At 66.2% G+C, this 20201-nt stretch carries 22 protein-coding genes; all 22 read left to right on the top strand.

The genetic code is table 11. From position 1 onward, the window contains the following. Positions 1-7 precede the first annotated feature (7 nt). A complete protein-coding gene (locus BST15_RS17660) occupies positions 8-1045 on the top strand; it encodes a major capsid protein (protein WP_046189360.1) in 1038 nt (345 codons plus the stop codon). After that, entirely contained in the window at positions 1045-1380 is a 336-nt protein-coding gene (locus BST15_RS17655) for a hypothetical protein (RefSeq protein WP_046189361.1), read from the top strand. The genes BST15_RS17660 and BST15_RS17655 overlap by 1 nt, the downstream gene beginning before the upstream one ends. Next, complete coding sequence (locus tag BST15_RS17650) at positions 1377-1844, top strand: hypothetical protein (RefSeq protein ID WP_046189362.1); 468 nt, start codon at positions 1377-1379, stop codon at positions 1842-1844. The genes BST15_RS17655 and BST15_RS17650 overlap by 4 nt, the downstream gene beginning before the upstream one ends. Further along, positions 1829-2185 (top strand): hypothetical protein, encoded by a 357-nt coding sequence (locus BST15_RS17645; protein WP_131701157.1) that lies wholly within the window; start codon positions 1829-1831, stop codon positions 2183-2185. The genes BST15_RS17650 and BST15_RS17645 overlap by 16 nt, the downstream gene beginning before the upstream one ends. Continuing rightward, positions 2178-2567 carry a hypothetical protein gene (locus BST15_RS17640; RefSeq protein ID WP_052751317.1) on the top strand — a complete coding sequence of 130 codons (390 nt, stop codon included), beginning with the start codon at positions 2178-2180 and terminating at the stop codon, positions 2565-2567. The genes BST15_RS17645 and BST15_RS17640 overlap by 8 nt, the downstream gene beginning before the upstream one ends. Continuing rightward, the gene (locus BST15_RS17635; protein ID WP_083071087.1) at positions 2564-3052 is read left to right on the top strand and encodes a phage tail termination protein; all 489 of its coding nucleotides are present in this window, start codon (positions 2564-2566) and stop codon (positions 3050-3052) included. The genes BST15_RS17640 and BST15_RS17635 overlap by 4 nt, the downstream gene beginning before the upstream one ends. Before the next feature lie 25 nt (positions 3053-3077). Then, positions 3078-3995: an Ig-like domain-containing protein gene (locus tag BST15_RS17630; protein ID WP_052751318.1), complete on the top strand. Its 918-nt coding sequence runs from the start codon at positions 3078-3080 to the stop codon at positions 3993-3995. 84 nt (positions 3996-4079) lie between these two features. Then, positions 4080-4475, top strand: a complete 396-nt coding sequence (locus tag BST15_RS17625; RefSeq protein ID WP_046189365.1) for a hypothetical protein — start codon at positions 4080-4082, stop codon at positions 4473-4475. A 206-nt stretch (positions 4476-4681) separates the two neighbouring features. After that, the gene (locus BST15_RS17620; RefSeq protein WP_046189366.1) at positions 4682-4960 is read left to right on the top strand and encodes a hypothetical protein; all 279 of its coding nucleotides are present in this window, start codon (positions 4682-4684) and stop codon (positions 4958-4960) included. A gap of 11 nt (positions 4961-4971) precedes the next feature. Beyond that, positions 4972-9378 (top strand): hypothetical protein, encoded by a 4407-nt coding sequence (locus BST15_RS17615; protein ID WP_046686324.1) that lies wholly within the window; start codon positions 4972-4974, stop codon positions 9376-9378. Next, complete coding sequence (locus BST15_RS17610; RefSeq protein WP_046189924.1) at positions 9378-10286, top strand: hypothetical protein; 909 nt, start codon at positions 9378-9380, stop codon at positions 10284-10286. Before BST15_RS17615 ends, BST15_RS17610 begins: the two co-directional genes overlap by 1 nt. Continuing rightward, positions 10241-12004 (top strand): Gp37-like protein, encoded by a 1764-nt coding sequence (locus BST15_RS17605; protein WP_234708155.1) that lies wholly within the window; start codon positions 10241-10243, stop codon positions 12002-12004. The genes BST15_RS17610 and BST15_RS17605 overlap by 46 nt, the downstream gene beginning before the upstream one ends. After that, entirely contained in the window at positions 12001-12495 is a 495-nt protein-coding gene (locus BST15_RS17600; protein ID WP_046189925.1) for a hypothetical protein, read from the top strand. The genes BST15_RS17605 and BST15_RS17600 overlap by 4 nt, the downstream gene beginning before the upstream one ends. Further along, on the top strand, positions 12496-13464 hold the full coding sequence (locus BST15_RS17595; protein WP_046189926.1) for an LtfC-like domain-containing protein: 969 nt from the start codon (positions 12496-12498) through the stop codon (positions 13462-13464). It abuts the gene before it with no gap. Position 13465: 1 nt separating this feature from the next. After that, complete coding sequence (locus BST15_RS17590) at positions 13466-15868, top strand: hypothetical protein (protein WP_046189927.1); 2403 nt, start codon at positions 13466-13468, stop codon at positions 15866-15868. A 104-nt stretch (positions 15869-15972) separates the two neighbouring features. After that, positions 15973-16149: a hypothetical protein gene (locus BST15_RS22185; RefSeq protein WP_157861712.1), complete on the top strand. Its 177-nt coding sequence runs from the start codon at positions 15973-15975 to the stop codon at positions 16147-16149. After that, positions 16149-16520, top strand: coding sequence for a hypothetical protein (locus BST15_RS17580; RefSeq protein WP_046189929.1), 372 nt, complete (start codon positions 16149-16151; stop codon positions 16518-16520). Before BST15_RS22185 ends, BST15_RS17580 begins: the two co-directional genes overlap by 1 nt. Continuing rightward, positions 16513-16869 (top strand): hypothetical protein, encoded by a 357-nt coding sequence (locus BST15_RS17575; RefSeq protein ID WP_052751319.1) that lies wholly within the window; start codon positions 16513-16515, stop codon positions 16867-16869. The genes BST15_RS17580 and BST15_RS17575 overlap by 8 nt, the downstream gene beginning before the upstream one ends. A 23-nt stretch (positions 16870-16892) precedes the next feature. Beyond that, the gene (locus BST15_RS17570) at positions 16893-17804 is read left to right on the top strand and encodes a hypothetical protein (protein WP_046189930.1); all 912 of its coding nucleotides are present in this window, start codon (positions 16893-16895) and stop codon (positions 17802-17804) included. A gap of 6 nt (positions 17805-17810) precedes the next feature. Next, complete coding sequence (locus BST15_RS17565) at positions 17811-19481, top strand: hypothetical protein (RefSeq protein WP_052751320.1); 1671 nt, start codon at positions 17811-17813, stop codon at positions 19479-19481. Then, entirely contained in the window at positions 19481-19984 is a 504-nt protein-coding gene (locus BST15_RS22830) for a phage upper tail fiber protein (protein ID WP_234708156.1), read from the top strand. Before BST15_RS17565 ends, BST15_RS22830 begins: the two co-directional genes overlap by 1 nt. A gap of 2 nt (positions 19985-19986) precedes the next feature. Then, positions 19987-20201: hypothetical protein (locus BST15_RS17555; RefSeq protein ID WP_207572057.1), on the top strand; the 215-nt coding region annotated here is incomplete at its 3' end.

Here is a 20201-nt window from a genome sequence, read left to right as displayed (position 1 = left end):
CTGAATCATGGCTATCGTTTTCGACGGTCCCATCTCCCCGGACGCCCTGACCGCGTTCATCCGAAATGTGCCGGTCAACCCGCAGTTGGCCCTGGTCAACCTGTTCCCGACCCGGTACTTCGACACCAACCGGATCGACTGGGCGGAGTTCGTCAAGACCAACCGCACCGCGTCGTACCGGTCGTTCGACGGCACCATCCACGTCTCCAGCCGCGACGCCGGTTCGGGCAAGTACGTGGAGCTGGCGCCCTTCTCGGACTCGCTCAACAAGGGCGAGTACGAGCGCATCGCCGAGGAGATCACCCGCCTGGGTGGGACCAACAAGGCACTGCAGGTCAAGGCGGCCTACAACGACGCGGAGCGTCTCGTGGGCACCATGAACAACCGGCGCGAGCTGGCATGGGGCGACGTGCTGACCGACGGCAAGCTGACCATCAACGAGGGCGGCTTCTCCGGTGAGGCCGACTACGGCGTACCGGCCAACCAGATCACCGCTCCGGCGACCGCCTGGACCGACCACACGAACGCCAAGCCGTTGACCGACCTCGACGCGCAGCAGGAAGTCCGTATCGCCAACGGCAATGCCCGCGCCGGCAAGATGCTGCTGTCGCGGGTGGATCTCGGTCACCTGCGGCGCAACAAGGAAGTCATCGACGCAGTCCACGGCGCCACCGCGGGCCGTACCAGTGTGTCGAAGGCGGAGCTGAACACCTTGCTGGAGTCCGAGGACCTGCCGGTGGTCATCCCGACCTACGACACGTCGCTGAACGTGGAGGGCCAGGACACGCGGGTCATCACCCCCGGGTTGGTGCAGCTGCTGCCGGACAACATCGCCGACCTCGGCTTCTTTGCCTACGGCATGACCGCGACGGCGCTGGAGTTGGCCAAGTCCAAGCTGGCGGAGATGACCTTCGGCGACGCCTCCGGGATCGTCGGCGTCGTCGAGAAGGTTGGACCGCCCTACCGGGAGTTCACCTTCGTTGACGCGAACGGCATGCCGATCCTGACCAACGCGGGTCTGCTGTCCATCATGGAAGTCCGCTGATGGCTCGCATTCTGGCCCGACACGTCGCGGTGTTCGACCCGAAGGGCAACCTGCGTCAGTTCGCGCCCGGTGACTGCCCGCCCGCATGGGCGGTCAAGCAGATCACCAACCCGAAGGCCTGGGGCGGCACGCCGGAATCGGACGGTGCCGAGCCGGCCGGGAAGCATCGGGCAGCTGGCGGCGGCGGTGAAGGACCGCCGCCGCTGGCCGGGCCCAACGCGGGCCGCGACCCCTGGGCCGCCTACGCGACGGCGCTCGGTGTGGACGTCGACGAGGACGACAAGCGCGACGTGATCGTGGACAAGATCCGGAACGCAGGCCATCCGGTCGAATGACCAGCCCGAAGCCGGCCGGCGGCAAGTTCGTTTCGTCGCAGGACGTCATCGGCCGGTTCGAGGGGAGCTTTCCCAAGAACCGGATCCCTTGGCTCGAGCTTCGGATCGGTGATGTCGAGAACGAGCTGATCGACGAAGTGCCGTCGCTGGCCGATCTCGACGTCAACGCCGACCCCAAGTCCCCGAACCGCGAGGTCCGGGCGGCGGCCCGCCGCGTTGGCCGGGTCCGGACCCTGGTCGTCGACAAGCTGCTCGAGCTGTTCCGCAACCCGGACGGCGCCACTACCGTCTCCGACGCCCACGAGGGCATCTCCAGTAGCCGGTCCTACGCCGGGCGCCAGTACGCCGGGACCGGGGAGACCGGCATCTCGTTCACCGAGGCCGAGCTGAATCGGGTCAGGGTCCGCAAGCCCCAGCGACCCAAGATCGGCACCTACGGCGTCTCCCCATGGGGGATTCCGTGAACGGATTCGGTGAGACCGTCACCATCACCGGGGTCAGTCGAGACGGCAGCGGCGACACCTCGCGCCGCCGCGGCACGGTCGACGACACAGAGTTCGGCGAGGCGACCGAGGTCTACCTCGACGACCACCGCGGCCGCCGGGCCGTCATCGAGCGCAGCTGGTTCTGCCCCCGCACCGAGAACGTGGGAGTCGTTGCCGGCGACCGGATCACCCGGGCCAACGGCGAGGTGTACTCGGTGTGGGCCGGCCCTTTCGGCGACAACCCGCACCCGATCTCCGGCCGGGAACTCGGCCAGAAGGTCTACCGGATCCGCAGCGTTCAGGCCCCGCCCCGTGGATGACATCGACATCCCCCAGCCCAATCCGGCCCTGACGGCGATCCTGGCCAGCCCCCGCATGTTCGAACTGGTCCGCCAGCGCACCGAGGTCGCCAAGGTGGCATGGCAGGCGATCGTGGCCAAGCGCAGCCGCCGCCTGGCGGCCTCCGCCCGGGTGACGGTCGGCATCGGCGGCAAAAACAACGACCGCCCGGTCGGCCGGCTCACCGTCGGCGACGGCCTGGGCTACGGGGCCTCCCACGAATTCGGTCACCGCACGAGCCGCAGCACCGCCAGCGGCCGGTTCGTCGCCGACAACGGAAAACGTCGCCGCGGGGTTCGCCGCGGAAAGGTCAAAGGCGCCAAGGAGCTCAAAACGGTGTTGCGTTCGATGAGGTCGATGTGAGCTTCGACTGGCTCCCCCCCTGGTACATCCCAGGGCTGCCGTTGGTCGAAGATGCGCTCACCGCACTGCTGGAACCCCTGTTCCCCAACGACGTTGCCCAGCCGGTCGAGGTCGCCAATCAGCTGCCTGACGGCGTCATGGAGACCGGCTGGGTCGGTCGTCTGCTGATCATCACGCGGTTCGGCGGCGCCGCCGACCTGCGTGCCGATCAGGCCGCCGTGCAGATCGCCGCGGTCACCAACCGGCGTGGCTACTCGCTGGTGCTCAACGGATTCGTCCGCGACGTACTGCTGAGCATCAACGAGCCCATCGACATCGAACTGCCCGACGGTCGCATCGTCACCCTCACCGATGCGGTGGAAACCACAGGGCCCGAGGAGATCTTGGGTGAGGACTACGACGAGCGGATCGTCCCATCGACGTTCCTGCTGACGTTCGACAACCCCCTGCATACCCCCGACTACAGCGGCCACCTCGGTCTCTGAAGCGCTCTCTCGAAAGGACAGTGCAATGCCACCCATTCCCAACTCCATCAAGGCATTCAAGGGCGGACAGAAGGGGCTTCAGATCGCCCCGCTGGACATGGCTGTGATGCTCGGGCGTGTCGACCGCGTCGCCGGGTTCACCCGCAACCTCGAGGGGCCCGACGGCAGCCTGGTCATTCCCAACGGAATCAAGGGCATCGGCTACATCACCAAAGGCAACGGCATCGGCGTGAAGCCGGAGATCTCCGCCAACAACATCGAGTCCGCCGGTGAAGGCCTGCCGACCCGCATCATCATCGACAAGCAGTCCATCAGTGTCGATTTCGAGCCGCGTCAGTTCGGCCGCGACATCCTGGAAGTCGTCTTCTCCAGCGACTACTCCGCCCTCACCCCGTCGGCGCACTCCGGCTTCCACGCGCCGATCGCGACGGTCCCGGAGAACCAGGACTACCGGACCGTGGTGCTGGGCAAGGACAGCTACAAGGGCCTGCCGATCTTCTTTGGCTACGTCCTCAACCGCACACAACTGTCCGGCGTCGATGCGCAGAAGTGGCAGGCGAACGACACCGTGACCTGGCATCCGACGCTGACCACCGTCGCCGACGACGACGACCTCGACAACCTGGGCGAGTTCTTCATCTTCGGACCCGGATTCGAGCTGTGCAACGCCGAGAACGACACCGGCTTCACGGCGCCCACGACCGACTGGATCGTGTTGCTGCCGCCCGCCCCGGCCCTGACCGTCGGCGGCGGCAAGCTGCAGCTCAAGGTGCTCGACAACCTCGGCGCCAACCGCACCGCGGACGCCACCTACATGAGCTCGGCCACCAGCAAGGCGACCGTCTCGGCCACCGGCGAAGTGACCCCGGTGGCCGCCGGTACCGCCGACATCACCGCCACCTACCAGACGAAGACCGCGACCGTCACCGTCACCGTCTCCTGACCCTTCGCAGTACCGGCCCTGGCCCCGCGGCGATCCCGCGGGGCTGGGGCCGTCCACATCTGACAACCACCGAGGAGTAACCCCATGGCCAAGACCGCAGGCCGCTTTTACGAGATCCGCAAGCAGCTCGGCGACAAGCCCTACGTCCTCACCGAGGATATCTCCATCCCGCCGATGCCCCTGGCTGCACGCGAACAATGGCGCAAGATCTCCGCCGAATCGGTCACGGCACGCTACCTGCAATCGGTGGCCCTCGCGGACGGGAAGAAACCCGCGACCGTCGACTACACCAGCCGCGTCGAACGCGCGCTGATCGGTGACCAGTACGAGGCATGCAAGGCCCTGTTCGCGGACGACGCCCGAGCCTGGGACATCTTCATCACCGAGCTGCTCGAATTCAACAAGGTCGCCGGCACCACCTCGGAGAGCGGCGACGCGGACTCGGAGGGAAACGACGACGGCGACGCGACGCCCGCGTAGTCGCCGTCGTCAACGCCTGCTGGACCGAGATCCAGTGGGACTTCCAGAACATCCTGCACGTCAATGCCCTCGACTACTTCCGTGAGGAGTCCGGCCGGACCTGGGAACAGTTCCTGGAGTTCTTCGACCAGCTCTGCGAAGAGCAGGGCAGTCGACTGTGGGCGCGGGCTGCTACTGATCCCGCGCTGCGGGCGCACGTCGAGGCGATGACGGCCGAGGAGATCGCGGCTCTGCGAGCACGATCCGCTGATCAGCCGCACTACGGCTACACCCGCGACGTGCAGGAGAGCCGCAACGTCGCTGACCAGCTGATCGCGGTGCGCGCTCAGCTCGGCCGACAGAAAGCCAGCGAAGTGACGTTCATGCCACGCCCACGCATGTTCGCCGACCTCATCGACGCTCACGAATCTGCCCTCACACGAGCAGATCTCGATGACGCCATCGACCAAGCCCACGCCAACGCCGAACGTTTCGGACTGAACTGAATGGGGGTGTGATGCCGACATACAGCGCCGGCAAGGCCTCCATCGAAATCGGCCCGAGCCTCAGAGGATTCCGGGCAGAGCTCGAAGCCGAACTGAAGAAGATCGACGCCCAGCTCGGTGTGGCCGTCCACCCGAACCTGGCGCAGGCCAAGGCCGACCTGGAGCGGTGGCGGCTGCAGGAAGAGCGCCGGTCGATCGACATCCCGGTCAACGTCGAGACCCGGGCGGTGCAACGGGCCCGCCGTGACCTGGACAGCCTGGCCAGTGCTGGCACCAAGGCGATGTCGGCGCTCAAGTGGAACGCCGGCGCGCTCGGCGTCTCCACCCTGCCGATACTGGCCACCGGTTTGGCGGAGGTAGCCGGGGCGCTCACGCAGGTTGCTGAGGCTGCCTGGGTGGTGCCGGGCGCTGTCGCCGGCGCGGTGGCATCGATCGGCACGCTGGCCATCGGGGTCTCCGGCGTCAAGGACGCCTACACCGCGGTCACCGCGGCTGCAACGACGTCGGCCAGCAAGCAGGCGTCGTCGGCGACCAGCGCCGCGCGGGCGCAGCGTGATCTGGCGCGGGCCTACCGGGATGCTCGGCGTGAGGTCGAGGACCTCAACATCTCGCTGCGCGGTGATCAGATCTCCGAGCAGCAGGCTGTCCTCAACGCCCAGCGGGCGCGCCGGGACCTACAGCGGGACTTCGCGTCCGGGCAGATCCAGGATCAGCTGGACCTGCAGTCCCGCATGCTCGACATCCAGGCGGCCGATCAGTCCGCTGTCGAGGCGCACGTGCGGGCGATGCGCAAAGCCCAAGACGTCGGGACCGCGAACGCCAAGGGTATCGAGGGCGCCGACCAGGTCGTAGCCGCGCACGAGGCCGTCGCCAGCGCTGCCGGCACCGCTGGCGCAGCCTCGGACAAAGCCGCCGCGGCGATGGCCGCTCTCGCGCCTGAAGCGCAGGAATTCGTCCGCACCCTCGTTGACCTCAAGCCGCAGTTCACGGACCTGAAGAAGACGATCGCGGGCAACATCTTCACCGGCCTGTCGGGTGAGCTGCGAACCCTGGTCGAGCAGGACATGCCGAACTTCAAGACCGGTCTCGGTGCCATCGGCACGGCGTGGAACACCAACATCGTCGCCCTGATGCGCTCGCTGGGATCAAACTCCTCCCGCGGCCTGCTGGACCGGATCCTGGGCAACACCGCCGAAGCCCAGACCCGATTCACCAAGGCCATCGACCCGCTGGTCAAAGGCGTCGGCACCCTGGCCGCCGCCGGCACCGACGTCCTGCCGCGCCTGGCCGACGGATTCGGCCAAGTGATGACCCGATTCAACACCTTCATCACCGCCGCCGACCAGGACGGCCGCCTAGACAAATGGATCAACGACGGCATCGACGCCCTCGACCACCTCGGTAACGGTGCTATCAACATCGGGAAGATCTTCAACGACATCACCCAGGCACTCGGCGGCGACGGACTTCTCGCCAAGCTCGACGAGGGATCACGGAAACTGCACGAGTTCCTGGCCTCCGACAAGGGCCAGGCGCAACTCAAAGAGTTCTTCCACGACGCCAAAGAGCAACTGGCGCAATGGAAACCGATACTTGAGGCGCTTCCCGGTATGCTGGCGGGAGTTCTTGACGCGTCAAAAGCATGGGCCGACGTCATCTTGCCCCCGCTCGGCGAGATCACCGGATTCCTCGGTGACCATCCGGGACTAATCCGCGCCGTCGTCGAGGCCTTCCTCGCTTGGAAGACAATCGATTTCGCCAGCAACATCCTCGGTGGCCTAGGTCGAATATCCGACACGCTCGGCGAGCCCGGCGCAGGCAAGGGCGGCAAGGGTGGTCGGGGACTGCTCGGCAAACTCGGTATGGCCGTGGCCTTCATGGGCGCCATGGAAGCGGTCAAACTCGGCGCCGACTGGCTCAATCCGGACGACGGTCAGGCACCCTCGGCCGCCGAAGCGGTCGGCGGTGGGCTGGCCAACATCGGCGGTATGGCCGTGGCGGGTGCCCAAGTCGGCGGTGTTCCCGGACTGATCGCGGGAGCAGGAATCGGCGCCGGAACCTCCGTGGTCGAGCGCGCCACGGGTGATCTGGCCCGCCAGAAAGCTGAGGTCGAGAAAAACCGGCGCGAGCAGGAGAAGCGGAACCCGTACCAGGCGCCGCCCGTCAACGAAACCCGTTACGGGCCAACACTCGACGTACGCGGAATGATCCTCGCTGGCCAGGTTCCCGGCTACTCGATGGCCGACGACGGTATCACCATCATCGGCCCCGACGGGAAACCGTCAATGACCATCGGCCCAGACGGTGCTCCTGTCCCGATCTACGGCGCGCAGCCGCCTCCCGGATTCCGCAACGGCGGCCCGACCCCAGCGACGCCCGGCCCCGGACCGACCGGCGGATACATCGCTGAGATCCATAAAAAGGAATGGGTCAGCAATGAGCTCGGCCGCGCGGTGCTCGGCGACGCCTTCCTGGCCGCAGCCGACAGGGGCGTCGTCGACATCAGTCGCCTGCCGAAGTTCGACAGTGGCGGCCCCGGTGATGCCCTTTTCGACAACTACGGCAACCCCGTCTCGCCCGGTCGAGCGCCGGGGCCCGCCGCCGCGGCGCCGAACGCACCGAACCCCATGCAAGGCGGGATCGGCAACGTTCTGGGGTCGTTCGCCTCTGGGATCGGCGGGTCTATCGGGAACATCGCCGGGATGTTCGGCGGACCCAGCGGCATCGGTGGCGGCGGCGGAGCTGCCGGCGCGGGCATGTCGCTGGCCGACCGCGCCGCAGGCATCCCCGGCCTCATCGGCCTTGCCGGCGCGGCTGCCGGTTCCAACCCCGCAGCTGGCATCGCCCAATGGGGCCAGAACACCGCGCAATGGCTCGGCGGCTTCACCGCCAAGACGTTGGGCGGGTTCGGCAGCGCACTGTGGCAAGGCGCCCTCGACATGTTCGGGCTCGGCGACTCCATGCTCTCGCTGAAAAACCCCTGGACCCAGGCTGCCATGGGAGCCGCCCAGTTCGGCCTGGCCAACGACGGACCCATCGGCAAGCTCATGGGCGGAGGCCTCGGTGGCGGTGCCATCCCCGGCCTCGGGGCAGGGTTCGGATCGAAGCCCATCACCCTCGGCGACGGATCGACCATCAGCATCCCCACACTCGGCACCGCCGACGGCTCAAACCTCAGCAGCGCCAGCGCGGGCACGGGTGCATCAATCCCTGCGGCGGCCGCGGCCGCCGGCGGCGCGGCAACGCAGGGCGCCTCGTGGTCGAACTTCGATGCAATCGCGAAGTCGTTCGGGCTCACCGTCACGTCTGGGTTCCGCAACCCGAACGGACCGACCATCGCCGGTGTACCCGCATCGAAGTCGTATCACGGGTCCGGTCGCGCGCACGACTACGGGGGCAACCCCGCTCAGATGCGGGCCTTTGCCGACTTCATGGCCGCCAACTACGGCTCCCAGATCAAGGAACTGATCTTCGATCAGAAGGGTTTCGGATCGACGATCCACAATGGCCAGGTCGTCGGCCCGTTCGGGTCGTTCTACACGATGGGGCAAGCCGGTTACCACGGTGACCACGTACACATCGCTTTCCGCGACGGCGGTGCCGCGCGGGGTCCAGGCGGCCCTAAGGGCGACAAGATTCCCGCCTGGCTGTCCGATAACGAGCACGTCTTCACCGACGAAGACGTCAACGCCATGGGCGGCCAGGACAACGTCTACGCGTTCCGACGGGCACTGCACCGTGCCTGGGGTGGATCGATCAGCCGGGCACTGCTGAACATCACGCCGGCCCAGGACCAGTCGCAGACCAAGCTGGCCGCTAAGGCCCCCACACCTGGACCGGCGCCGGCGACCACGCTCAAGCCGCTGGCGCCGAAACCACCGCCCACCGCGGCCACCGCCCCCCAGCCTTCCCCGGCCGCGCCGCCGGTATCACCCGGTGCCGACCCCAACGCCACCGGCAGCAGCGAGGCACAGCAACGAGCTGGCCAGCTCGCCGTGCCCGAGGTCGGAGCCGCACCGCGGACCCTGAACCACAACCTGACCGCCATCAGCACGGGGATCTCCTCGGCGGCGTCCACGATCGGCAGCCTGGCGCAGTCAGCGATCGGCGCCGCGCCCTTCCCGGGTGCGGGGGAGGCCGGTGCACTGGTCGCGGGCCTGGTCAAGCAGGGCGGCAAGATCGCCGACAACGCGGTCAACGTCTTCTCGTCCTCACTGGTCGGCAACCTCGGTGACAACACCACCGCGGGCGCCTACGGCGCGCCGGTGCTGTCGCAGGCTCCGCAGCCTGCCGGGGTTGTCGACAGACGCACCATGTTCGGCAACGTCATGGTCGGCGATCCACGCGAGTTCGTCCGGGAACAGCAGCTCTACGAGGCCCAGCGCTCCCAGGCCGAAGTGGACACCTGGGCTTTCTGATGTCCCAGTACCTGACCCTCGACATCATCGGCCGCGACGGATCGTTCTGGCGCGTGATGGGACCTGGCCGCGGCCAACAGCACGTCATCCTGTCGCCGAAATCAGCGATGATCTTCGACCTGCCGACCGAAACGCGTTGGGTCAAGAACGCACTCGGGCAGCGCTACCAGTCCTACGAGTTCCAAAAGCGCACGTTCGTGCTGACGTTCCTGGCCTACCACTGCGACAAGTACACGTGGTCTGACATCGTGACCAGGTTCGGGTGGGCATTCGACTACGACACCGAGACCATCCTTCGGTTCACCGGCCCAGACGGCGTGCGCGACATGTACGTCCGCAAGGAACACCACTCGACCGCATTCTCGGCAATGCCGTGGGAGGCCCGCGAGCCATTCCTGACCGGTACCAGCAGTGAGCAGTTCACCCTATCGGCGGAGCTGCCGTTCTACGTCGGCAAGCCGAAACGTCAGCAGTGGTCGACGAACAACATCACGGGCTGGCATGCCTTCGACTTCACCAACGAGTCGTCGGTGCCGGTCTGGCCGCGATGGACCCTGAGCGACCAGGCCGACTGGGACATCCCCGACTGCTCGTGGGGGTCACCGATCCTCGGCCGGCCCGACGAGGACATGGGTCGCACCGTGCCGATCGAGATCGACCCTCGTGACCAGGGGGCTGTGGCCGACTCCGACCCCCGCGCTCAGACCCTGCTGTCGCCCAACGACACCCCGATTCAGGCGCGCTGGCGTGGCTACGACTTGCGCTACCCGATCCCGGCGGGAGTGTCCGGAGGGAAGGCCACGGTGTGGGTGCGAAACAACTACAACACTGACGGCGCGCACTGCCGACTCACCATCCCGCAGTGGTACGACCGGCCGATGTCGCGGCCCCTGGTGCTGGCCCGGTGATCGACGGCACCGCGTTACTCGACCGAATCGAGGAGGGGGTCGAGCAGGTCCGCGCACGTCAGGAGATGTTCCGCCTGCAGCGCAACGATATTGAGCTGTGGATCAACCCCCCAGATGGCTCCCCGGGGGCGGAGTTCCTGGGCCGGATCTCCGACCAGGCCGTGGTCAAACAGTCGTGGCCCACCCGCAAGAACGTCTCCTCCCAGGGCTACATCGAGCTGCCTACCGATCACGCCATCTCCCGCTACGTCATGGCGCTGCCCAACAACAAAGAGGCGCTGAAGAACGTCCTGATCACCGTCTCCCGCTACGACGGAAAGTGGCGCTGGTCGGGACTGCTGCGGTACTGGCGGCTCGAACGACGACGGGGCGTCCTGAGTTTCCGCCTGTTCTTCAACGACGACATGCAGTTCCTGCAGTACATGCTCGTACCCCCGAACCCTGCCCTGCCGCTGGGCATCTTCCAATTCCCCAGGGAGTTCCTGCTGTACGCGCCACTGAAGTGGGCGATCAGCATGACGATCCTCCTGCAACTGTTCAGGATTCAAGGGCACCTGTGGACGTTGCCCGACGATCCGTTCGACCCTGATCAGTGGGACGACTGGCTGGACTGGTCGACGTGGCAGTGCCACGTCAAATGCGACCCGTTCGCCAGCGACGACTCGAGCTTGTGGGGCCCGATCGCCTCCCGCATGAACGCCGCGGATGTCACCTTCGCTGACGCGCTCGATGACGCACAAATGGTGATCACCTACCGGCGCATCCTGACCGTCAAAGGCGAGACTGCTGAGGGACTGCTCACGCCCACCGTGGCTAACGGCGCCCTGGTCTTCGAAGTGGTCGACCGCTCCGGCTTCCACCTGCCCGGCGGCACGTTCCTTGACGGCACCACCGCCGCCGGCTTCATCCGCACCGTCGTCACCCAGGCCGACGGCTGGTACGAAGACGTCCTCAACGTCATCTCCGACGACGAGACCCTCTCGCCGGACCAGTATTACCAAAAAGGCTGGGCGGGAACACTTGCCGAGAAACCCTGGATATGCCTGCACGACGACAGTTGGTACAACTTCGATTCTGACCTGTCGTGGTCGCCGGCGGGACCGGTGTCCATTGTGGTGGGAGGCGATAACCCGACCGCCGATGCGATCGCCAAACTCGTCATCGAGTCCATCGGCAACCTGCTCGGGTTCTTCCTACTCGGCGGTTTCGACAGCCTCGGCGACATCGCCAGCGAAGTCATCATGCCGTTCCTGGTCGGGACCATCGCCGCGTGGGTCGAGTGGAAGAACCTGGGCCGCGTCAAGCAGCTCGGCTGGATCCACCTCATGGAGATGTTCCAGTCCGGCGCCGACAACAACGCCTGGAGTGCCTCGGCGCAGGCCGCGATCCGCGGCGGATTCTCGGCCACCAAAGCCCAGACGGGGCACCGCATCAAGATCGGCGGAGGCTACTGGGTCATCCCCGGCTACCACTTCCAGATCGGGGACCGGCTCGCCTCCGACCACGAAGAGCTACTGAAGAACGGTATCGACATCGTCTTCATCGACCAGGTCGAAGAGATGTTGCTGGAGGCCGACAACCGCGCGGGACAACCGCTGTCGTGGGACATCGCGATCGGACTCAACAAGGCCGCCATGACCAAGGGGGAGCGCGACGCGCGTGCCCTCAAAAAGGTACTCAACGCCGTGAACAACATTGGAGTGCATCTCATCTCATGACCGACCACGTCGTTGATATCGCCGACCGTGCCACCACGGTGGACCGCTTCGTCGAGGCACTCAGTGCGCTCAAAAGTGGCCGCAACGGCGGCCAGGAGACCGTCGGCATTCCGGCGCCGATGCGCCGGGCTGCTGCCGAGGGGCTGGCCGATCTGGGGTTCCGTTTCGTCGAGGCGGTCGCCACCCAACGCATCGTGATGCCAGAGACGAGTTGGCTGGGCCCACACGCCAACGGGACCACCGCGGCTATTGATCCAGCGCTGGCGAAAGCCGTGCTGGCCGACGTGAATCCCGACCTTGCCGCCCGGGTCACCGCGGCAACCACCAATGAACAACGCGAAGCCGAGCGCGAGGCGCTGCGCCCCGACGTCGAGGCGACCCTGCAGACCGGTCTGGCGCTCGACGAGGCCACCTCGGCGATGCGGATGCAGGGCAAGTACGAGGCCGCAGTGGAGCGCGAGAAGCGAGCCGCGAAGGAACGGGGCGAGTAAATGCTGGGATCGAAGACGCGCCAGGACACCATGGTTCTGGCCCTTGGCCAGACCTGGGTGGCGTCGTTCTTCCCGCCAGCCGGCGGCATGTTCCCTCCCGGTACCACGGCCGAATGCGTCATCTCCGACCCCGCAGGCAGCGTGCTGGCTGAGTGGGAACCCGCGATCATCTCCGAGGCGCGCATCGACTTCATCACCGCCGCCGCGCAGTGCGACCCGATCCCGGCGGGCGCCTACTACCTGGTCACCGCGCACTACCCCGCGTTAGGGCCGCGCCCCCCGATCGACGACCACCTCTCCCGCGGATCGGTGGTGCGCGACGACAACCCGACCCCGCTGGCCGGCGCCCTGCTCACGACGGCACCTGCCTTGTCGTTCATCGACGAGATGGCCGGCCCAGCAGTTGATCCCAACTGGGTCAAGGTCGCCGGCCAAGGCAACCTGAAGATCTTCGACAACTCGCCCTGGTCGCTGCCCAACGGCATGGCCGGCGACAGCCTGCTCTACACCAAGGCCGCGGCGCGCTGGCGTGTCCAGACCAACAGCGACGCGGCCAAAGCCGAGTTCCAGGTGATCACCAGCAAGATCAACCCCGGCAAGACCACCGTGATCCTGTCCTCCAACCAAGCCATGACCTCATGGGTCGGATTCCAGATCCACACCGCCACAGCCGATTGGTATCCCGACGCCAACATCGTCATCGGCACCAGCCCGACCGAATACACCGTGGTGGAGACCGGCGACAACTCTCTGTCATCGAATGGCCGCTACACCTTCCTGTACGACCCGCTGGCCGACGAGTACCTGGCCTATAAGGAAAGCAACTTCAGCCACCCGCTGCGCCGGTGGGTAGACGAAGATCACGTGATCCCGCACGGCAACGGATACCGATTCCCCGCGGTGCTGTTCGAATCGGACTACCTGACTTCCGGTGTGATGCTCTCGGGCTGGTCGGTCAAGGACAACTGAGTTGACCACACCCAGCGGTCCCGACGGATTCGACACCACCGACCGCTGGCCGCTGACCGGCAACGACGGTTCCATCTCTGGCCTCGCCAACCGCACCCAAGGCGCGGTCACCAATGCCCTCAAAGGCCAGGTCCGACAGTCCGGCGGCTGGGGCAGTGCCACAGCGTCAGTCTGGGGCGGGCTGCGCCGCGGCAGCGACGGCAACCCGGTATCGCTGCCACTGGCCATCATCGAGTTCTTTGGCCGCACCCTGCTGGGCGCCGGAACCTGGAATGCCCTCAACCAGCTCAACACCGACGTCTCAGCATTCTTCTCGGGCAAGTGGACCTCGCTGACCAACATCGTCGGCGACATCGGAACCCTGATCAATGAGATCGGGGGCACCATCATCACCGACGTCAGCGACGCCATCAAGGCCGCGCAGGCCAAGGCGGACGAAGCTGCCGACAAGTTCGCCGACATGCTCGATGGAGTACTCGGAACAGGGCACGGGATCGCCGACTTCGTCGACTGGCTGCAAGCCCGCCGCGACGAGACGCAGGCAACATGGGATGCGTTCTGGCAAGGCATCTTCGGCGGATCGGCAACCGGCAAGAACTTCCTTGACCTGAAGTCCGCGGCCGAGGCGCTGACATCGATCGCCAACACCGCCAAAGCCAACTCCGACAGCGCCATGCTGCAGCTGGCCGCACTCATCGACACCGTACTAGGCGGCGGGCATGCCATCTCGGACCTAGCGAACTACATCATCAACACCTGGAATGGGCTCGTCTCCGGGTGGAATAACCTCTGGGACGGCGTCTTTGGGACATCGGGGGCCACCGGAAAGACAGCCGGCGACGTCAAGATCGCCGTTGCCTCCGTCTCGTCGACCGCCAACAATGCCAGCACCAACGCCGGGTTGGCCCAGACCAAGGCCAACACCGCGTCGTCCTGGCTCACCCGACTGCTGACCGACCTCACCATCCTGTTCGACTGGCTCCACATCACCTACCCAGTCGGAACGTCCTCCGACACCAGTACCACCACCTCCGGCGGGAAACGGACCTGGTACTCGGCATGGGCGGACCTGATGGATCTGGTTGGCCTGAGCCAGAACACTTCGCCGCCAACCGACCCGGCCTCAGCGATCGGTGACCGCATCGTCCAGACCGAGATCAACCAGAAGAACGCCCAGAACTTCCAGATCTCCGCGCTGACAAGCACTTCCCGAAACCCCGCATGGATGTGCAGGTACCCGGTAGGCGATGTCGCCTACCCAGAGATCCAGAATGGCCGGCTCTCTACCTACGACAGCGCCGGACAGCCGGCACCATCGGCGGCCGCCGGCACCTACGTTGGTTCTGACGTCCCGTGGAAGGCGTATCCAGGGTTCTGGGTCATACCCGCTGGCGCCACTCGAGGGACCTTCATCACCATCTCCAACACCGCCGTCATGGACACCATTGGAACCGTCGTCAATAAGCAGACGGGGACCGTCGACAACCTATTCTTGGAGCTATTCCGGATAAATCCGGATTACAGCATGACCCGGCTCAATAGCTTCGAAATTTCGGGCGAGTTCACGACTGCCGCTGCCACCAAATACGTGGAACGCGAAGTCCCGAATGGGTTCATCGCGCAGGCAGGAGAGGCTTACATCGTCCGCACTCGGAATGCGTCGACAGGCACAGCGTCGATATCAGTTCAGGGCGTCGAACTCGGCCCGCAGTCAGTCCAAACCGGCCATTACACGGCCGATGGGAACACAGCCAAAACGTCCTACACGATCAGCGAGACTGCGGCCTCGATAGCGGCGACCCGGATTTCGCCGTGGGCGTTGATCGCATCTAAAGGGCAGACCGCCACCGACCAGCTCTACGCCGACGACTTCAACCGCTCCGGGATGGGCGGGCTCTGGTACCTGCAGTCGACCAGCTCCGACCAGATGGGCATCGTGCTGGGCACCGCGTCCTACATGGGCACCGCGGCCGGCCACCAACACGGGCTCTACACGCGCCCTCTGGCTTCTGACCGGATGTGGGTCGAAGGCAACCTCTACAACATCAACTCCAGCGTCCAAGAGGGCCTGCTACTCAACAGCAACCGCGACCTCTCGCAGATCGTGTATCTCGCGGTCAACAACGTCGAGGCCAGGATCTACACCGGATCGGCTGGCTCGCTGACTTCCCGCGCATCCGTATCGACACTGTTCAACAGTGTGCCGTGGCAGTTCTACTACGACCCGCCGACCAAGAAATACACCGTCCTTAAGGACGGCAAGTCCATCGGACTGTCCTGGACTGACTCGGGCAACCTGATGCAGCACGGTGCCCTATTCCGCTATGGCGGCCTGCGTATTTCGCGATCGGGTCTGCTCAACGGCGGATCTATCGACAACTGGCTTCTCCAAGACTGGAGCTAACACGCCCCCGGTGGCGTGAGCTTCGACGACGCCCATCTGCACCCGCACGACCCCAAGAGGAGAGACCCGTGGAATACCACAAAGGGCATGTGAAGCGTGACAGCGTGACAGGCACGGTAGCGGTCCGAACCCAGTTCCCGGACGCAGCACCATTCACAGAACAGGCCTGGCTGACGGCAACAACCAACAACGGGGCGCACTTTCGTGCAACCAGCTACGTCGAGGCGTGGGACGACCTGCACGTGGCGCCGCCGGACGGCGAGCCGGAGCCTGGCGCCTGATGCCCAAGTATGTGGTCCCGCGGCCGGCTGGCGCGCGTGACGACGAGGAGCCGTATCTGATCTCGGTGACCCGCAACTGCGACTGCGTGTTCACCATCCGCTGCATCGACCCGATCACGAAGCAACCGACGGACTGGGATAGCGATGTCTGGGTGTTCGTCGACGTCGGCTACGGCACCGATCAAGAGAAGGTGGTCGCTGCCATAGTTGGTCCGGACGCGGTGGTGCGCATCGAATCGGGGATCGCCGACGAGATCCAGAACGGTGGGGCGTGGCAGGCCGTCCGCTCCCTGGACGGCCAGCCCTCACTGGAACCCGCGCTGCTGGTCGGTGCGTTCGTGCGCTCCGACGGAGGCCGCATCAGTGCCTGACCCGATCGTCTTCGAGATCGACGCACCTGGTCCCGTCGATGTCACGATCCCCCCTGGACACAGCGTTGACGTCGAGGTGCACCCGCCCGCGGTCACAGAGGTCATTGTCGCCCCCGGCTTACCGGGCGGCAGCGGGCTGGGCTACCAGCCCTACACCCACCTCCAGGAGATTCCGCAGGCCACCGTCGACATCACCCACAACCTCGCCCGGCCAGGCCCGGTCGCGGTGAGCTTCTACAGCCTCGACGGTGCCATCGAGTACTACAACGTCACCGTCCAAGCGTTGAACGACAACACCATTCGCGTGTCGTTCGATGACCCGACCGCCTTCGTCGCCACCGTCTTCTAACCCCACCCAAGAGGAGTCACGCCATGACCGCACGCAAATCCGCATCCAAACTCGATCTCAACAACAAGCAGATCACCAACCTTGGCGAGCCCCAGAACGGCACCGATGCCGCCCGTAAGGTCGACGTCGACACAGCGCACGACAATGCGATCAGCCGCGACAACCACACCGGCACCCAGCTGTCGACCACGATCTCCGACTTCGACGCCGCGGTGCGCGCCAACCGGCTCGACCAGATGGCGGCACCGACCAACCCCGTTGGCCTGGGCGGCAACCGGCTGTCGTCGGTCGGCGAGCCGGTCTCGGCATCGGACGCGGCCACCCGCGGCTACGTCGACTCGAAGCTGTCCGAGCAGGTGACCAGCCGCGTCTTCAAGGGCGTCGCGCGCGTGAGCTCCGACAGTCCGGTCAACATCGCCTCCCCGGGCGCCACCATCGACGGCATCACGATGGACGCCAACGACCTGGTGTTGCTGGCCGGCCAGACGACTGGATCGCAGAACGGCTTCTACGTCTACCACGGCGCGGCATCGGCGATGACCCGCGCCGACAACTGGGACTCCGACGAGGACGCCAAGCTCGGCTCGTACTGGGTCGTGACCGAGGGCACCCACGCGGACTCGTTCGCCCTGATGACCAACGACGCACCGTTCGTCATCGGAACCTCGGTGCTCACCCTGGTGCACATCTCGGCGACCGAAGGCGCGACCGCTCCCTACGAGACGGACCTGGGCGACGGCTCGGCAACCAGCTTCACCTGCGACCACAACCTCGGCACCAAGGCGGTCAACGTCGTGGTGGTGCGCAACGCCTCCCCGTACGACGAGATCGATGTCGCGATCCTGCGGCCCACCGCGAACCGGGTCGTCATCGAACCCGACGACGTGTGGTCAGCCGGCCAGTTCCACGTGACCATCTCCAAGGCGCGTGGGTAACCACAGGTGACAACTCGACGAGCGGCGTCGCGGGTATCAGTACCGGCGCCGACCGCACCGGAACACGCCACCACGAAGGGCTACGTCGACGAACTGGTCGCCGGGCTCGGCGGATCCCGGTTTCACCTGTTGACCTTCGACGGGATCTGGCCAGAGCGGCCCGACGATGACATCCCGGCGATCTTCATGGGCGGCGCCGCGCCCACCGAAGCCCCCTCCGATGCCCGTGAGGGCGACTACTGGCTGCCCAGCAGTGAGCCCGGTGGCCTGGCCGGCGGCGGCGGGGGCGGCGGGTCCGTCGCCTGGGAGACCGGAATCACGGGTAAGCCTGCAACCTTCCCCCCGTCAAGTCACACGCACGCCGTGTCGGATGTCAGCGGCTTGGACTCGGCGCTGGAGGGCAAGGAACCTGCTATCGCCCCCGGCGCTAACACGACGTTCTGGCGTGGCGACAAGACGTGGCACGTCCTGGCCAAATCCGATGTTGGCCTGGGCAATGTCGATAACACCAGCGACGCGGACAAGCCTGTCTCGACCGCTACCCAGGAGGCCCTCGACACCAAGGTCGGCGATGACGATGACCGCCTGAGTGATGAGCGCACCCCGCTGGACGACTCGGTGAGCACCGACAAGATCGCCGACGAATCAGTTACCGCGGCCAAGCTCGCCCCCAGCATCCTCGGTGGCATCACCACCTCGATCGGCTCCAAGGTGGGTCGGCAGGGCAGCGCTTCGGGGCTATGGATGGGTGAGACGCTGCCCGGATCCGGCAGTATCGGGGTGCTGTACGTCGTGACCGGTGACGAGCCGGGCATGTTCTTCTGGAACGGTACGGCCTACGTCGCGGTGGGTGGCGGCGGTGAGCCCCCGGTGGAAGATGTGGCCATCTTCGTGGCCGTCGCCGATGTCGGCACCTTCGAGTTCTCGCTGGTGGAGTACGACATGGAAGGCAACTACCGCTCCACCGTGGTGGGCCCGCTGTCGTACGGGGAGCAGATCACCCGGCTGACCACCAATCCCGCCACCGGCGGGGTTTACTACCTGCACGACACCGGGGCCGGGGAGATCTTGATAACGGCGGTGCACGACGCCTTTACCCCCGTGGACCTGCAGGTGCCCAGCCCCTTGGCGTTCGACTCCGCCGGATTTGCCTATGCCAGCGTCGATGACGGTGGGCCTCAGCTGGTCAGGTTCAACCCCGACGGCCTGGTGCCCGACTGGTCCGTTCCGCTCGACGCGCTGGCCACCACCATCACCGTCGGCCCCGACGACACCGTGTACGTGGTCTACCCCGACGGCAGCGACGCGGTGATCGCCACCTGCGACGGCACCACCGTCACCCCGGTTGGGACATTGCCGAGCGCCTCTGCCGTGGCCACGCTGGCGGTCTTCGGCGATGCCCTCCTGACCGCCGACAGTGACCTCACCTACGGCGCGGGTGCTCTCTGGCGGCTCGACAGTGGCGGGGTCACCGACATCACCCCGACGGGCCTCGAATACGTCGCAGGTGTGGCAACCCACGCCTCCACCGTCTACGCCGTCAGCATCCCCGCCCTGGCCTTCGCGCCCGGGACCGACCGTGTCGTGAGTGTCGATGGCGAGGCCTTCACCGACGTGCTCACCGACGTTGTGGTGCTCGGTATCGCGTTCGGCCCGCCGCTGCCCGAGGAGGTCTAGTGCCGTACACCTACGCTGACGGCGTCTGGACGCAGACCACCGCGATCCCCACGGTGGTGACCTGGGACGACGTCGATGACAAGCCCAGCGCATTCCCGCCCAGCGCGCACCTGCACACGACCGACGATGTGACGGGCCTGAACACGGCACTGTCGGGAAAGGCCGCCGCCACCACCACCATCAGTGCGGGGTCGGGTCTCACCGGCGGCGGCAACCTGACGACGAACCGCGCACTGGCGGTGAACTTCGGCCAGGCCGCGGGCACGGTCTGTCAGGGGGATGACCCCCGGCTCGCCAACCAGCGGACCCCCGCCGATAACTCCGTCACCAACGCCAAGATCCCCGCCGGCGCCAACATCGACCCGACCAAGCTCGGCGCTGGGCGCGTGGTGGGATCGGTCAACGGCACCCCCACCAGCACCACCATCTGGCGAGGCACCCAAGCCCAGTACGAGGCCAAGGGCGCAGACGACCCCAACACCGTCTACGTGGTGAAGGGCTGACAGTGCCGATCAACATCGGCGGCGAGATCGACGCGGTATACCACCAGGGCGGCAAAGCCGATGCCGTCTACTACCAAGGCGAGAAGGTCTGGCCCACCTTCACCCCGTTCACCGAGACGGACGTCAACTACGTCAACCGCCCGACACCGGAGGGCATCTCCGGTGTCTGGGTCACCCTCGTCGGGGCGGGCGCATCGGGCGGGCCGGGGGTATCCAA

It is taken from the genome of Mycolicibacter arupensis, assembly GCF_002086515.1.
GTDB classification, from domain to species: Bacteria; Actinomycetota; Actinomycetes; order Mycobacteriales; family Mycobacteriaceae; genus Mycobacterium; species Mycobacterium arupense.
Note: the sequence above shows the minus strand (reverse complement) of the source record. Positions and strands in the feature narration are given on the sequence as shown.